General features: G+C 69.3%; 14 protein-coding genes. 1 reads left to right on the top strand and 13 read right to left on the bottom strand.

Annotation, left to right across the window (positions count from 1 at the left end; genetic code table 11):
- Positions 1-7: 7 nt before the first annotated feature.
- From AL346_RS08005 to AL346_RS07985, 5 genes are all read right to left on the bottom strand, one after another.
- Positions 8-1,003: an ABC transporter ATP-binding protein gene (locus AL346_RS08005; RefSeq protein ID WP_053193498.1), complete on the bottom strand. Its 996-nt coding sequence runs from the start codon at positions 1,001-1,003 to the stop codon at positions 8-10.
- On the bottom strand, positions 1,000-1,986 hold the full coding sequence (locus AL346_RS08000; protein ID WP_019404821.1) for an ABC transporter ATP-binding protein: 987 nt from the start codon (positions 1,984-1,986) through the stop codon (positions 1,000-1,002). Before AL346_RS08000 ends, AL346_RS08005 begins: the two co-directional genes overlap by 4 nt.
- Positions 1,983-2,954, bottom strand: a complete 972-nt coding sequence (locus tag AL346_RS07995) for an ABC transporter permease (protein WP_019404820.1) — start codon at positions 2,952-2,954, stop codon at positions 1,983-1,985. The genes AL346_RS08000 and AL346_RS07995 overlap by 4 nt, the downstream gene beginning before the upstream one ends.
- 8 nt (positions 2,955-2,962) lie before the next feature.
- The gene (locus tag AL346_RS07990) at positions 2,963-3,943 is read right to left on the bottom strand and encodes an ABC transporter permease (RefSeq protein ID WP_053193495.1); all 981 of its coding nucleotides are present in this window, start codon (positions 3,941-3,943) and stop codon (positions 2,963-2,965) included.
- Positions 3,944-4,138: 195 nt separating this feature from the next.
- Positions 4,139-5,734 carry an ABC transporter substrate-binding protein gene (locus AL346_RS07985; protein ID WP_019404818.1) on the bottom strand — a complete coding sequence of 532 codons (1,596 nt, stop codon included), beginning with the start codon at positions 5,732-5,734 and terminating at the stop codon, positions 4,139-4,141.
- Between the two features lie 282 nt (positions 5,735-6,016).
- Here AL346_RS07985 and AL346_RS07980 point away from each other — a divergent pair, with 282 nt between their 5' ends.
- Positions 6,017-7,189, top strand: coding sequence for a M20 aminoacylase family protein (locus tag AL346_RS07980; protein WP_019404817.1), 1,173 nt, complete (start codon positions 6,017-6,019; stop codon positions 7,187-7,189).
- An 18-nt stretch (positions 7,190-7,207) separates the two neighbouring features.
- On the opposite strand, the gene AL346_RS07975 is transcribed toward AL346_RS07980, so the two are convergent.
- The 8 genes from AL346_RS07975 to AL346_RS07940 form a co-directional block, all read right to left on the bottom strand.
- Complete coding sequence (locus AL346_RS07975) at positions 7,208-7,651, bottom strand: ion channel (RefSeq protein WP_019404816.1); 444 nt, start codon at positions 7,649-7,651, stop codon at positions 7,208-7,210.
- Between the two features lie 282 nt (positions 7,652-7,933).
- Positions 7,934-8,650, bottom strand: a complete 717-nt coding sequence (locus tag AL346_RS07970; RefSeq protein ID WP_053193493.1) for a DUF4198 domain-containing protein — start codon at positions 8,648-8,650, stop codon at positions 7,934-7,936.
- 22 nt (positions 8,651-8,672) lie between these two features.
- On the bottom strand, positions 8,673-9,893 hold the full coding sequence (zigA, locus tag AL346_RS07965) for a zinc metallochaperone GTPase ZigA (RefSeq protein WP_053193490.1): 1,221 nt from the start codon (positions 9,891-9,893) through the stop codon (positions 8,673-8,675).
- Positions 9,894-9,971: 78 nt separating this feature from the next.
- Positions 9,972-10,421 (bottom strand): helix-turn-helix domain-containing protein, encoded by a 450-nt coding sequence (locus tag AL346_RS07960; RefSeq protein WP_026015172.1) that lies wholly within the window; start codon positions 10,419-10,421, stop codon positions 9,972-9,974.
- Between the two features lie 57 nt (positions 10,422-10,478).
- Complete coding sequence (locus AL346_RS07955) at positions 10,479-11,573, bottom strand: M48 family metallopeptidase (RefSeq protein WP_082312612.1); 1,095 nt, start codon at positions 11,571-11,573, stop codon at positions 10,479-10,481.
- An 18-nt stretch (positions 11,574-11,591) separates the two neighbouring features.
- Positions 11,592-12,149 carry a LemA family protein gene (locus AL346_RS07950; protein ID WP_019402408.1) on the bottom strand — a complete coding sequence of 186 codons (558 nt, stop codon included), beginning with the start codon at positions 12,147-12,149 and terminating at the stop codon, positions 11,592-11,594.
- A gap of 94 nt (positions 12,150-12,243) precedes the next feature.
- Positions 12,244-14,175 carry an adenylate/guanylate cyclase domain-containing protein gene (locus tag AL346_RS24565; protein WP_019402409.1) on the bottom strand — a complete coding sequence of 644 codons (1,932 nt, stop codon included), beginning with the start codon at positions 14,173-14,175 and terminating at the stop codon, positions 12,244-12,246.
- Positions 14,176-14,287: 112 nt separating this feature from the next.
- Positions 14,288-14,839, bottom strand: a complete 552-nt coding sequence (locus tag AL346_RS07940; RefSeq protein WP_371179636.1) for an ActR/PrrA/RegA family redox response regulator transcription factor — start codon at positions 14,837-14,839, stop codon at positions 14,288-14,290.
- Positions 14,840-14,842: the final 3 nt, after the last annotated feature.

Genomic DNA, 14,842 nt, shown 5'->3' with positions numbered 1-14,842 from the left:
GGCCCTGTCAGGCCGCGGCGATGCGCCCCTCGGCGACCGCATGGCAGGCGACGCCCGCCTCGAGCGGCGGCACCTCGCGCCGGCAACGGTCGAAGACGAAGGGGCAGCGCGGGTGGAAGGTGCAGCCCGACGGCGGGTTGATGGGATTCGGGATCTCGCCCTGCACCGCCTCGCGCAGCCGGCCCGTCATGGCGATGTCCGGCACGGCGTTGAGCAGCATGCGCGTGTAAGGATGCTGCGGCCGCACGAAGAGGTCGCGCCCGCCGCCGATCTCGACGATGCGGCCGAGATACATGACGCCGATGCGGCTCGCCATGTGGCGGACCACCGCGAGATTGTGGCTGATGAAGAGATAGGTCAGGCCGAAGCGGTCCTGCAGGTCGCGCATCAGATTGAGGATCTGCGCCTGCACCGACACGTCGAGGGCCGAGGTCGGCTCGTCGCAGACGATGAACTCGGCCTTGGAGGCAAGCGCCCGGGCGATGGCGATGCGCTGCCGCTGGCCACCGGAGAACTCGTGCGGGAACTTGGCGCCGTCCGCCGGATGGAGGCCGACGAGCGTCAGCAGCTCACCCACCCGCTCGTGCACCTCGCGGGCGCTCGCGCTCAAGGAGAAGGCCCGGATCGGCTCGGCGATGATGCGCTCCACGCGCCAGCGCGGATTGAGGCTGGCGTAAGGGTCCTGAAAGATCATCTGGATGCGCCGGCGCAACGCCCGCACGTCCGCCGCGCGGCGCGGATCGTTGATCGGCACGCCGTCAATGACGACCTCGCCGGCCGAGGGCGGCATGAGGCCGACGACCATGCGCGCCACCGTGGACTTGCCGGAGCCCGATTCGCCGACGAGCGCGAAGGTCTCGCCGCGGCGGATGGTGAAGCTGACGTCGTCCACCGCCGTCAGATACTGCTTCTGCCCGCCCTCCAGCATGCGGTTGAGCCAGGGCTTTGAGACGTCGAAGACGCGCCTGAGGTTGCGCACCGCGACGAAAGGGGTCTCGGTCATGAGGCAATCTCCGCATGCGCCTCGTCATAGAGATGGCAGGCGACCTTGCGCCGGTCGCGGTCGAGCGGCTCGGGCCGGTCCACCGCGCAGCGGGCGAAGGCGCGCTCGCATCGCGGATGAAACGGGCAGCCCGGCGGGATGGCGGAGAGGCGCGGCATGGCGCCCCGGATCTGCACCAGCCGGTCGGCATGGGTCTCGAGCGAGGGGATGGCGCCCATCAGCCCCACCGCATAGGGGTGCAGCGGGTGCTTGACCACGTCGCGCACCGGGCCGATCTCGGCGATGCGGCCCGAATACATCACCGCCACCCGGTCGGCCGTCTCGGCGATGACACCCATGTCGTGGGTGACGAGCATGACGGCGGTGCCGCGCTCCGCGCACAGGCGCTTGATGAGCGTGATGATCTGCGCCTGCACGGAGACGTCGAGCGCCGTGGTCGGCTCGTCGGCGATGACGAGCTCGGGCTCCGCCGACAGCGCGAGCGCGATGACGACGCGCTGGCGCATGCCGCCGGAGAACTCGTGCGGATAGCCGTCGATGCGCCGGTCGGGCGCCGGGATGCCGACCTCGGCCAGGAGATCGATGGCGCGCCGGCGCGCCTGCCCCGCCGACAGGGGCAGGTGCGTCCTGATGGTCTCCACCAGCTGCTCGCCAACCGTGTAGAGCGGATTGAGGCTCGTCAGCGGGTCCTGGAAGATCATGCCGATGCGCTTGCCGCGCACGCGGCGCATCGCCTCGGGCGAGAGGCTGTCGATGCGCTCGCCCTTCAGGCGGATCTCGCCGCCGGCGATGCGGCCGGGCGGCTCGATGAGGCCGATGACGGCCGAGCCCGTCACCGATTTGCCGGCGCCCGACTCGCCGACGACGCCGAGCACCTCGCCCGGCGCGATGTCGAAGGAGACGCCGTCGATGGCTTTCAGCACGCCGCGGCGGGTGACGAATTGGACCTTGAGGTCGCGGACGGAGAGGACGGGTTCTGTCATCTGAGCTTCGGGTTCAGGGCATCGCGCAGCCAGTCGCCGAGCAGGTTGACGGCGAGGACGAGGGCCGCGAGCGTGAGGCCGGGGAAGGCGACGATCCACCACTCGCCGGAGAAGAGATAGTCGTTGCCGATGCGGATGAGGGTGCCGAGCGAGGGCTGCGTCGGCGGCAGGCCGACGCCGAGGAAGGACAGGGTCGCCTCGGTGATGACGGCAAGGCCAAGGTTGATGGTGAGGATGACGAGCACCGGCCCGATGACGTTGGGCAGCACGTGCCGCGCCATGATGACGATGGGCGGAAGGCCGACGAGCCGCGCCGCCTGGATGTAGTCCTTGTTCTTCTCCACCAGCGTCGAGCCGCGGATGGTGCGCGCGTACTGCACCCAGAACGACAGGCCGATGGAGAAGACGAGCACGCCGAAGGCCGTGTCCTCCCGGCTCGCCCCCTTGAGCAGCGCATGCACCACGCCGTCGACCAGAAGCGCGATGAGGATGGCCGGGAAGGTGAGCTGCACGTCGGCGATGCGCATGATCACAGCATCGACCCGCCCGCCGACATAGCCGGCGAGGAGGCCGAGCGTGATGCCGATGGCGGCCGCCATCAGCACGCCGAGCACGCCGATGATGAGCGACACGCGCAGGCCGTAGAGGATGGCGGAGAAGAGGTCCCGCCCCTGGTCGTCCGTGCCGAGCAGGAAGCGGGCGTCGCCCGCCGGCAGCCAGCGCGGCGGGTTGAGCGAATCGATGAGGAAGACCTCCGCCGGGTCGAACGGGTTGTAGGGCGCGATCAGCGGCGCGAAGAGCGCGAGGACGGCGAGCGCGAGCGTGACGAGGGCGGCGAGCACCGTGACGCGCGAGGCGAGGAAGCTCGCCATCAGGTCATGGTCCATCACCCGCGCGAACCAGCCGGGGGACGGGGTGCCCACCGCCGGCGGGGATGCTTTGGCTTCTTCCTGCGTGACGTAGGGCATCTCGTTCCTCACGCGGCGCGCACCGTGACCTTCAGGCGCGGGTCTACGACCGCGTAGAGAAGGTCAACGGCGAGGTTGATGACGACGAAGAGGAAGGCGATCAGCAGCAGGTAGGCGGCCATGATGGGAATATCGACGTTCTGCACCGCCTGCAGGAAGAGCACGCCCATGCCCGGCCACTGGAACACCGTCTCGGTGATGATGGCGAAGGCGATGATGGAGCCGAGCTGCAGGCCGGTGATGGTGATCACCGGCACCAGCGTGTTCTTGAGCGCATGGCCGAAGTTGACGGCCCGGCGCGTCAGGCCGCGGGCACGGGCGAACTTGATGTAGTCCGTGCGCAGCACCTCGAGCATCTCGGCGCGCACGAGGCGCATGATCAGCGTCATCTGGAAGAGGCCGAGCGTGATCGACGGCAGGATGAGCGCCCTGAGCCCCGAGGTGGTGAGGAAGCCCGTCGTCCACCAGTCACCGAGCCGCACCACCTCGCCGCGCCCGAAGGAGGGCAGCCAGCCGAGAGTGACGGCGAAGACATAGATGAGCAGGATGCCGATGAGGAAGGTCGGCAGGCTGACGCCGACGAGCGACACCGCCTGGAAGAGCTTGGCGAGCCAGCTGTCGCGCCGGAGCGCCGTGTAGACGCCCATCGGGATGCCGACGACGAGGGCGAAGACGGCGGAGACGAAGGCGAGCTCCAGCGTCGCCGGCATGCGCTCGCCGAGCAGCTTCGTGACCGGCTGGCGGAACTGGTAGGAGATGCCGAAGTCGAGCCTCGCCGCCCGGCCGACATAGCGCGCGAACTGCACGACGAAGGGGTCGTTGAGGCCGAGGCTCTCGCGGATCTGCGCCCGCTCCTCGGCGGAGGCTTCGATGCTGACGATCTGGTTCACGGGATCGCCGACGAAGCGGAACATCGCGAAGGCGATGAAGGCCACCGCCAGCAGCACGCCGATGGACTGGACGAGGCGGCGGATGATGAAGGCAAGCATGGACTGCTCTTCGTGTTGGGCGACGGCGGCCCGCACCCGAGGATGCGGGGCACCGCTCCGGCGCCGGCTTCCCGCCGGCCAGATAAACCGCCGCCCTTCCCGTGCCCGGCATCACCGGGCACGGCATTCACGCGAGAACGCGGGGGCGGTTCGCCTCGGACAAGGCTGCACGCGAGCGTGCAGCCTTTCGCCCCCTTACTCCTTGGTCACCCAGTAGAACAGGAACTGGTTGTCGGCCCGCTGCACCACCTTGGTGTTCTTGGCGACGCCCCAGGCCAGCGCCTGCTGATGCAGCGGCACGTAGCCCCAGTCCTCCACCTGGCCGAGGGTGTAGGCCTCCTTGATGAGCTCGTTGCGCTTGGCCGTATCCGTCTCGCCGAGGACCTGCTTGATCAGCTCCTCCATCTTCGGGTTGCAGTAGTTGCCGAGATTGTTGTTGCCGCCGTTGCCCTTCTCGTCGCGGCAACGGTACATGTTGGCGAGGACGTTGTAGGAATCGAAGGAGCCCGGCGTCCAGCCCAGCAGGTAGAACGACGTGTCGTAGCCGCCGGCCGCGAGCACCTTGGCGAAGTACTTGGCCTTCGGCTGGGCGTTGAGGTTCACCTTGATGCCGACGCGCGCCAGCATGCCGACCACCGCCTGGCAGATCCGCTCGTCGTTGACGTAGCGGTCGTTCGGACAATCCATGCCGACCTCGAAGCCCTCGCCGTAGCCGGCCTCCGCCAGGAGCTTCTTCGCCCCTTCGGGATCGGCCGCCGGACGTTTGAAGTCCTCCGACAGATCGAACAGCAGCGGCGAGATCATGAGCGCGGTCGGCGTCGCGGCCCCGCGCATGACCTTGTCCTTGATCGCCTCGATGTCGATGGCCTTGTAGACGGCCTCGCGCACGCGCTTGTCCTTGAAGGGGTTCTTGCCCTTCACGTTGGAATAGAGCAGCTCGTCGCGATACTGGTCGAACCCGAGGAAGATGGTGCGCAGCTCAGGCCCCTGCATGACCGAGGCATTGGCGCTCGCGTTCACGCGGTCGACATCCTGCAGCGGCACGGGGTCGATCCAGTCCACCTCGCCGGAGAGGAGGGCGGCGACGCGCGTGGCGTCGGAAGCGATCGGCGTGAAGATGGCCTCGGTCAGGTTGTGCTGCGGCTTGTCCCACCAGCCCGCATTGGGCTTCCAGACGGTCTTGACGCCGGGCTGGTGGCTCTCGACCACGAACGGGCCGGTGCCGTTGGCATTGAGCGCGGCATGGCTCGGCGTGGTCGCGGCGGCGGGGGTCGGCTTGCCGGCGTTGTTCGCCTCCGACCACTCCTTGTCCATGATGTACCACGTATCCCACTCGTAGTGCAGGATCGGGTTGGGGGCGGGCAGCTCCACGTCGACCGTGTAGTCGTCCACCTTGACGAACTTGGCCTCGGGCGGGATGCGGGTCTTGAGGTCGGACCCGTCGGCACGCACGCGGTCAGCCGAGAACAGCACGTCGTCGGCGTTGAAATCGTTGCCGTTGTGGAATTTCACGCCCTGGCGCAGGTAGAAGCGCCAGCGCTTGCCGTCTTCCAGCACCTCCCAGCGTTCGGCGAGGCCCGGAATGATCTTGAGTTCTGGATCGCGCTTGGTGAGGCCCTCGTAGGCCGCGGCATGCATGCCGAGGGTGAAGGTCTCGTTGAGCGTATAGGGGTCGAGCGACTTGTAGTCGCCCTGGAAGGCGAAGCGCAGCGTCTTGGCCTGCAGCGGCGCACTGGCCAGCAGCAAGCCGGCGAAGGACGCGACGGCAGCCCCCCTGACGAATTTCAGCATGATGGTCCTCTCTGGCACGACCCGTCTTGGCGCGGGTCAAGGCTCGATCTGGGTGGCGGACGCGCCGCCGGCCGTTTCATTCGGCTCTGATGCGAACAATAGACAGTGTCACCTGCAACGGTCTAGTGGCCATTCAGCGCCGTGTCGGACTGCGCATGCGCGCACCGGGCCCTGAGGCCGCAGCCCATGCGCGCTGCGCGGTTGACCTGACCGGACGGCTTCGTTTTGCTGGGGAAAGCGCGCCCGGCCGGGCGCGAACCAGCCACGAGGGCCGTTCTTCCCATGCCGAAAACCGACCGTATCGCCGCGCTCAAGGATGAGATCACCACCTGGCGCCGCGACTTCCACAGCAATCCGGAGCTGCTGTACGACGTCCACCGCACCGCCGGCATCGTCGCCGAGAAGCTGGCCTCCTTCGGCTGTGACGAGGTCGTGACCGGCATCGGCCGCACCGGCGTCGTCGGCGTCATCCGCGGGCGCAGCAGTGGCTCGGGCAAGGTCATCGGCCTCAGGGCCGACATGGACGCGCTGCCGATCGAGGAAGAGACGAACCTGCCCTATCGCTCGAAGGTGTCCGGCAAGATGCACGCCTGCGGCCACGACGGCCACACCGCGATGCTCCTCGGCGCGGCGCGCTATCTCGCCGAGACGCGCGATTTCGACGGCACCGTGGTCCTCCTCTTCCAGCCCGCCGAGGAAGGCGGCGGCGGCGCCCGGGCCATGATCGACGACGGGGTGATGGACCGCTTCGGCGTGCAGGAGGTCTACGGCATGCACAACATGCCGGGGCTGCCGGTCGGCTCCTTCGCGCTGCGCCCCGGCCCGCTGATGGCGGCGGCGGACCGCTTCCGCATCCGCGTCGAGGGCAAGGGCGGCCATGCCGCCAAGCCCAACGAGACGATCGACACCCTCCTCGTCTCGACCCATATCGTCACGGCCCTGCAGTCGATCGTCTCCCGCAACGCCGATCCGCTCGAATCGGCGGTCGTCTCGGTCACCGCCTTCAAGGCGGGCGAGGCCTTCAACGTCATCCCGCAGACGGCCGAGCTCATGGGCACCGTGCGCACGCTGACGCCGGAGTTGCGCGACCTGTGCGAGACGCGACTGAAGGAGATCGTCACCACCATCGCGCGCGCCTTCGGCGCCACGGCGACGGTCGAGTACGAGCGCGGCTATCCGGTCACGCGCAACCATGCGGCGCAGACGGAATTCGCCGCCGGCATCGCCGCTAAGGTGGCCGCGGGTGCCGGCGCGGTGGACCTCGAGGTGCCGCCGACCATGGGCGCCGAGGACTTCTCCTTCATGCTCGAAGCGCGCCCCGGCGCCTTCATCTTCATGGGCAACGGCGATTCGGCGGGCCTGCACCACCCCGCCTACGACTTCAATGACGAGGCCATCCCCGTCGGCGTCGGCTATTGGGCGACGCTGGTCGAGACGGCGATGCCCGCGAACTGAAGAAACGGGGCGCGGCGCCTATGCCGCGCCCTGTCCCTTCTCCAAGCCGAGCCTGTGGGCGGCGCGCTGCAGCGCGCCGAAGATGAGTGCCGTCGACCAGCCGAAGAGAAGCACGCCGTTCGCCGCTGCCATCGGGCCGAGAAGGCGCCATCCCTCGTCGGGCAGGAGGTCGCCGTAGCCGAGCGTCGTGTAATTGACGAAGGCGAAGTAGAAATCATTGCCGCTCGCGGGAGCCGCCCCGATGAGGACATAGACGAGGGCCCACAGCGCCACCTCGGCCATGTGCGTCAGCGTGAGCAGGCCGCCGATGGCGCCCATGACGACGGCGAGCGTCATCCGGCGATGGCGCCGGTGACCGAGGCCGCGCCGGTCGAGCCAATGGACCAGCGCCACCGAGACGAGGGCGTGCAGGCCGACGTTGATCATGCTGACCGAGATGCCGACCGCGATATTCGCCATCATGTCGCTTCCCCCGCGGATCCGACCGCCCGGTCAGGGCGGCCGGATCCGCTATAGCGGCCCGGATGCGGTACCGGAAGGGGCGATCGACGCCCTGATCCTCCCCCGCACGGGGGAGGTGGCGCTGCGTAGCAGCGACGGAGGGGACCGCAGCTCAGATTGTGAACACCATTCCCGCCTTGACCCCACCCGTCTCGCGCCTACGGCGCGATCCACCCTCCCCCAAAAGGGGAGGGATCAATTCGCTCCTCATATGCGATTGACCTGATCGCCGCCCTGCCCGGCCTACTCGACGTGCGGCAGCATGAAGGACAGGGTGGCGAACAGGCCCTTGCGGTCGACGTCGGCATCGCCGGGCGTCGGCTCGGAGGCGGAGACGGCGATGACGTTGAGGCCGTCGTTGCGCACCACCACGACCGCCTTGCCCTCGGCATCCGTCGTCATCGGCGCGCCGTGGCTCTCGTTGACGTAATCGGAAATGACGCCCGCGCCCGCCAGCGGCTTGCCGCCCTTCAGCACCTGGACGGGCAGGTCGTCGCCCGGCTTCAGCGTCATCGGGTCGGCGAGCGGCACGATCTCGAGCGGCAGGCCCTGCGGCGGGAGCGGGCCGCCGGTGCCGGCGAGGACCGTCGTGTTGTATTTCAGCGAATGGCTGGCGCTCTCGGCATCCGGCACGTCGCGGCGCCCTTTCTTGACCCACTTGCCCTCCCTGGTCTTCGCCCAGAAGCCGCCGTCGAAGACGGCTGTGACGACGGCTGCCTCCTCGGCCGGAGTGATGACGACGTTCTTCTCGCGTCGGGCAATCTTCACGGGCGCCTCGGCGCCCGCGGCTGTCCGGGCGGCGATGGATCTGACCTTGGCGGGATCATAGGCGTCGTCGGAGCCGCCATGGCCGTAGACGATGGCGAGCTCGCCCGTGCGCTGGGCGATCCAGATGCCGTGCGCCTGGGCAAGCGAGGGGAAGGCGAGCGCGAGCGCCGCCGCAAGGGACAGAAGACGCATGGGATTCTCCGCAAGAGAGACGTCACGCCGCCATGGCGCGGCGCCAGGTGGGGAAGGGATCGGGCAGGCCCGCGAAATCGGCCGGGTTGAAGCGCAGGGCGTCCGGCCGGCCGACGAGGCATTCGTCGAGCGCGGCGCGGATGGCCGCCTCGTCGAGGTCGGCGCCGATGAAGACGAGCTCCTGCCGGCGGTCGCCCCACACACGGTGCCAGTGGCGGGCGATGAGCCCCTTCCAGCTCTCGTGCCGGGGCCATCGCGCGCGCGGCACCGCGGCCCACCAGAAGCCGAGGGCCTCCGTGCGGCAGATGGCGCCGGCGAGGCTCATCTCGCCCACCCAGTCCGGCCGCGTCGCCAGCCAGAAATGGCCCTTGGCGCGGATGAGGCCCGGCCAGGTGCGGGCGAGAAAGGCGTTGAACTTCTCGGGATGGAACGGCCGCCGCGCCCGGTAGACGAAGCTCGTGATGCCGTATTCCTCGGTCTCCGGCACATGGTCGGCGTGGCCGAAGAGCTCCTTGTACCAGAGCGGATGACGGGCGGCCTCCTCCTCGTCGAAGAGGCCGGTGTCGAGGATGGCCTCGGGCTCGACGCGGCAGAAGTCCGTCTCGATCAGCCGGGCCGTCGGATTGAGCGCCTTGACGATGGTGCGGGCGCTCTCGCGCTGCCCGGGCGTCGCATCGCCGACCTTGTTGAGGACGATGACGTCGGCGAACTCGATCTGGTCGACGAGCAGGTCGACGAGCGTGCGCTCGTCCTCCTCGCCGGCGGTCTCGCCGCGGTCGCTGAGGAAGTCGCGGCTGCCATAGTCCCGGGTCAGATTCACCGCGTCGACGACGGTGACCATGGTGTCGAGCCGGGCGACGTCCGACAGCGACCGGTCTTCGACGTCACGGAACGAGAAGGTCGCCGCGATCGGCAGCGGCTCGGCGATGCCGGTGCCCTCGATGACAAGATAGTCGAAGCGCCCGGCCTCGGCGAGGCGGCGCACCTCCTCGAGCAGGTCGTCGCGCAGCGTGCAGCAGATGCAGCCGTTGGTCATCTCCACGAGGCGTTCGTCCGTGCGCGCAAGGTCGGCGTCGCCGGCGCGCACGAGGTCGGCATCCATGTTCACTTCGCTCATGTCGTTGACGATGACGGCGATGCGCCGCCCGTCGCGGTTGTTGAGCAGGTGGTTGAGCAGCGTCGTCTTGCCGGCGCCGAGGAAGCCCGACAGGACGGTGACCGGAAGACGTCCGTCGACGGTCATAGGCAATCTCCAGAATGTAACGTTGTAACGTTACATATCGAAGCTGCCGGACAGTGGCAAGAGGAAGACGGCAGCCTGTCAGGCCGGCGTGCGATGGTCCTCGTGCAGGCACTGGCCATGGTCGGCCAAAACCTCGATGACGCGGCAATCGGCGATGGTGCCGTCGCCGCAATGGTCGAGCATGCGGGCGATCTCGTCGCGCAGGGCCGCGAGCTGGGCGATGCGCCGCTCGACATCCTTGAGATGCGCACGGGCGATGGCGTCGGCGCCCGAACAGGAGGCTGCCGGGTCGGCCGCCATGGCGATGAGATCGCGGATCGCGTCGACGGAAAAGCCAAGGTCGCGGGCGTGCCGGATGAAGCGCAGGCGCCGCACCGCCATGCCGTCATAGCGCCGCTGCCGGCCCTCGGTGCGCGGCGGCGGCGGCAGGAGGCCGATCTTCTCGTAGTAGCGGATGGTCTCGATGTTGACGCCCGTCGCCTCCGACAGGGCACCGATGGACAGGTCCTCGGGCAGGTTCGGGCGCATGCTCATCTCCATATCTGTAAAGGCTACAGATATGGAGGGACCAGGCATCCCGCAAGCTCAGCCCCACGGGCCGTGCGGCGGCGACGTGTCGGAGGGGGGCGGATCGGCGTCGGGCCGCCCGGCGATGTGCGGCACGGTCTCGACCGGCTCGGGCCGCCGGCCGCCGGCAAAGCGCACGAGGGCATCGATGCGATCGTCGATGGAGGGATGCGTCGCGAAAAGGTCGGTAAAGCCGGAGCGCGGGTTATCGACGCACATTTCCATGAGGCCGGAGGGCACGTTCGCCAGCTCTCCCCGGCCGGAGATCTTCAGGAGCGCGCCGATCATGGCGTCCGGGTTCTTGGTGAGCTCCACCGCCCCCGCGTCGGCGAGATATTCACGCGAGCGCGACAGCGCGAAGCGGATGAGGATCGACAGCAGCCAGGAGAGGACGACGAGGACGACCGCGATGAGGATGGCAATGGCCACCGCCCCACCGCCGCCCTTGCGGCTACCGGACGATGAGGACGAGGACGGCCGGGACGACCCGCCGCGCCACGAGCCGCGCCACGACATGCGCGTCAGGCCGCGGAACATGAGCTCCCCGAAGAAGGAGACGACCCCCGCGATGACGACGGCGATGACCATCAGGCGCACGTCGCCGTTGCGGATATGGGTGAGCTCGTGCGCAAGCACGGCCTCCATCTCGGCATCGGTCAGCGCGCCCATGAGCCCGCGCGTCACGGTGACGGCATATTGCTCCTCGTTGAGCCCGGTGGCGAAGGCGTTGAGCGCCTCGCTCTCCATGATGCTGAGGCGCGGCATGGGCAGGCCGCGCGAGATGCACAGGTTCTCGAGCAGGTTGTAGAGCTTCGGCTCCTCCTCGCGCGTCACCCTGTGCGAGCCGGTCAGAAGCGCGATCATGCCCTGGTGGAACTTCCAGGCGACGGCGAGCCACAGGCCCGTGCCGAGGGTCACCCACGGAAAGGCGGTGAGCAGACCGCCGAAGGCGCCGCGCAGATAGCCGTCGAGCGTGTCGTCGCGGCTCATTGCCTCGGCAATGAGCGCCCCGGCATAGGTCAGCACGTAGACAAGGAGGAACAGCCCGGCGAGCAGCAGCCCCGAGCGGATGCGGTTGTTGCGGATGTGGCTGTAGAGGCCGAAGGCGGGCAGCATGCCCGGCCCCCCTCGTCAGAACTTGACCTGCGGGGCGACGTCGAGCTGCTGCCGGGCCGTTTCGCCGACGTCGAAGAACTCGCGCTGGGTGAAGCCGAAGCTCGCGGCGAACAGCACGGCGGGGAAGGCCTGGATGGCGGCGTTGTATTCCGACACCGCATTGTTGAAGAAGCGCCGCGCCGCCGCGAGCTTGTTCTCGATGTCGGAGAGATCGACCTGCAACTGCTGGAAATTGGTGTTGGCCTTGAGGTCGGGATAGGCCTCGGCGAGGGCGATGAGGCGCCCGAGCGCCCCGCTCAGGGCCTGCTCGGCCGCCGCCTGCTGGGCCGGGCCGTGCGCGCCGAGCGCGGCGTTGCGGGCCTGCACGACGGCGTCGAGCGTGCCGCGCTCGTGGGCGGCATAGCCCTTCACGGTCTCGACGAGGTTGGGGATGAGATCATGCCGCTGCTTCAGCTGCACGTCGATGTCGGCAAAGGCCTGGTTGACCCGCTGACGCAGCGACACGAGGCCGTTGTAGACCATGATCGCATAGAGCACCGCCACGACGACGATGCCGAGAATCGCCCATTCCATCGCAAAACCCTCCTCAGCGCCGCGGCCCGCCACGGCGCGGCGACGATGCCATGGGCGCAGGCGCGCGAAAAGACCGCGTGCGGCATGAGATCATTCAGTCCCGGGCGGCGGGCCGGCGGAAGGTCTCCACCTGCGAGCGGCTGCCGTCGGCGAAGACGAGCTGCACGGAGACGGTGCGCGTGTCGTCGGGGACGATGAGATAGGGCCGCACGTTCGCCGGCACCGCATAAGGATTGCTCTCGTCGCAGGGCGGCAGCGGCAGCACGGTCTCCAGCGGACCGCCGTCGATGCCCATCACTGCTCTCTGCAGGGCGCAGCGGTAGCTGACGAGATGGGTGTAATAGACGAGCGTCGGCCCGTCGGCGCGGAAGGCGATCCAGGCGCCCGGGGCCTGCCTGAGCGCGTCGCGCTGGCCGGCGACGAGCGCCGCATGCGGGTCGAAGTCGATGACGAAAGGCCCGACCGGCCGGCCGGCCGCATCGTCGTACATGACGTAGACGGAGGTCTTCTCCTGGTCGGCGGGCAGGGGGAAGCTCGTCAGCGGCGCCGGCTTGCCGGTGCGCGGGTCGAGGACCTGGCTCGTGCCCGTTGCGCGGAATTCGCCCGTGTCCCCGATGCGGTAGCTGATGGCCGTCGCGGGCTCGGGCATGGACAGCGCGGCATGCCAGCCGGCGTTCGAGCGCGTGAAGGAGGCGACCGGCCGCGTCGTGCCGGTGGCGAAGAAGGCCTCCGTCTCGCCCCGGCGCCGGCGCGCATCGTCGAGCCACTCGGCCAGCACCGACTGGTCGAGGAAGAAGGGCGGCAGCCGCCCCTCCTCGTCCGCGGCGAGGAAGCGCTCGAGCGCCTCGAATTCCAGCCGCCGGTCGGTCAGCGTGCGGGTGCCGAGGCGCCCTTCGCCATATTCGCCGGCGAGCAGGTAGAAGGCCGGCGCGAAATCGGGATGGGCGGCGGCGAAGGCCTCGACCTTCGTCCGCCGCTCGGTCCCCTCGAACTGCAAAGCATGGACGAGGGCGGCCGCGCGCGTCGCGCGACGGGCGAGAAGCTCGCCGAGAACCTCCCGCGCGCCGGCCCGCCCCTCCCCTGCGCGCAGCAGCGCCGCAAGGCGCAGGAGGGGATCGACCTGCTCGCCGCCGAGCCGGGCCAGGGCGAGATAGGCACGGCGTGCCTCGGGCGTGTCGCCGCGCGCCTCATAGAGCCGGGCGTTGTGGTAGAGTTCGGCGGCGCTCGAGGCGTCGGGCACGATGCCGCCGCGCCGGGCAAGCGCTGCGAAGGCGGCAGCGTCATCCTGCCCGCCGGGCTCCGCGGCGCCGGTGGCATGGCCGGACGGCGGCGTGCCTGCGGTCGGCGGGGTCGTCGAGGGCGCCCGGCCGGTCAGCGCGCCGGCGGCCCACAGGACGACCGCGACGGCGACAACCACGGCCGCGGCAAGCGCCATCAGCATCGGGGCGCCGGGCCGCGGCAGGGCCGCGAAAAGGCCCCCCAAAGCGCGCCTGTCCGCGACCTCCGCCACCTGCTGTGGCCAGGCGACGACGAAGGCGTGCACGGGCTGCGGGATGTTCTTCACCTCGCGCGCGCCGATGTCGCGGAAGGGCACGGAGATCTTGTTCGCCACCGTCTCGTGCACCGAGCGCGAGACGCAGATGCCGCCGGGCTCGGCGAGGCTTTCGAGGCGCGCGGCGATGTTGACGCCGTCGCCCAGCATGTCCCCGTCGCGCTCGACCACGTCGCCGATGCTGATGCCGATGCGGAACTGCAGGCGCCGGTTGGCGGGCAGGGACAGGTTGCGGGTGCGCAGCGATTCCTGGATGTCGATGGCGCAGCGCGTCGCTTCCACCGCGCTGTCGAAGGCGCACATCACCGAATCGCCGGCGGTGTTGAAGATGCGCCCCCCGTGCCGGCCGACGAATTCGTCGAACACTTCCCGATAGGCGGCGAGCCGCTGCAGCGTCTCCTCCTCCGCCTCGGCGACGAGCCGCGAATAGCCGGCCACGTCGGCGGCGAGAATGGCGGCGATCCTGCGCTTCATGCCCGAAGGCTCCGGTCCTGCGATGGGCGAGAGCTAGAGCGGGTCCCGACCGCGATCCGTGTCGAAACGCACATCCCGGCGCGCATCGCCGCCCCCGCTGCTCGCAACAGGCTCAGCGCGGCGCGCGCTTGGCGAGGATCCGCTGCAGGGTCCGCCGGTGCATGTTGAGCCGCCGCGCCGTCTCGGAGACGTTGCGGCCGCACAATTCGTAGACGCGCTGGATGTGCTCCCAGCGCACCCGGTCCGCCGACATCGGGTTTTCCGGCGGCGCGGCGCGCACCCCGCCGCGCGCCATCAGGGCGGCGTGGATCTCGTCCGCATCGGCGGGCTTGGCAAGATAGTCGTAGGCGCCGAGCTTCACGGCCGAAACCGCGGTGGCGATATTGCCGTAGCCTGTCAGCATGATGCCGCGGGCGTCGGGCCGGCGCTCCTTGAGGCGCGTGACGACGTCGAGGCCGTTGCCGTCGCCGAGCCGCATGTCGATCACCGCGAAGGCGGGCGGATCCTCGTCGATCGCGGCGAGCCCCTCGGCCACCGATTCAGCCGTCCGCACGGAATAGCCGCGGCTCTCCATGGCGCGCGCCAGGCGCGTCAGGAACGGCCGATCGTCGTCGACTATGAGGAGGCTCTGGTCGGAACCGGGTTCACTCGCACTCGCCTGCATCAT

Source organism: Chelatococcus sp. CO-6 (assembly GCF_001271345.1).
Taxonomy (GTDB): domain Bacteria; phylum Pseudomonadota; class Alphaproteobacteria; order Rhizobiales; family Beijerinckiaceae; genus Chelatococcus_A; species Chelatococcus_A caeni.
The sequence above is the reverse complement of the archived record's forward strand: the minus strand, read 5'-3'. Positions and strand labels throughout refer to the sequence as shown.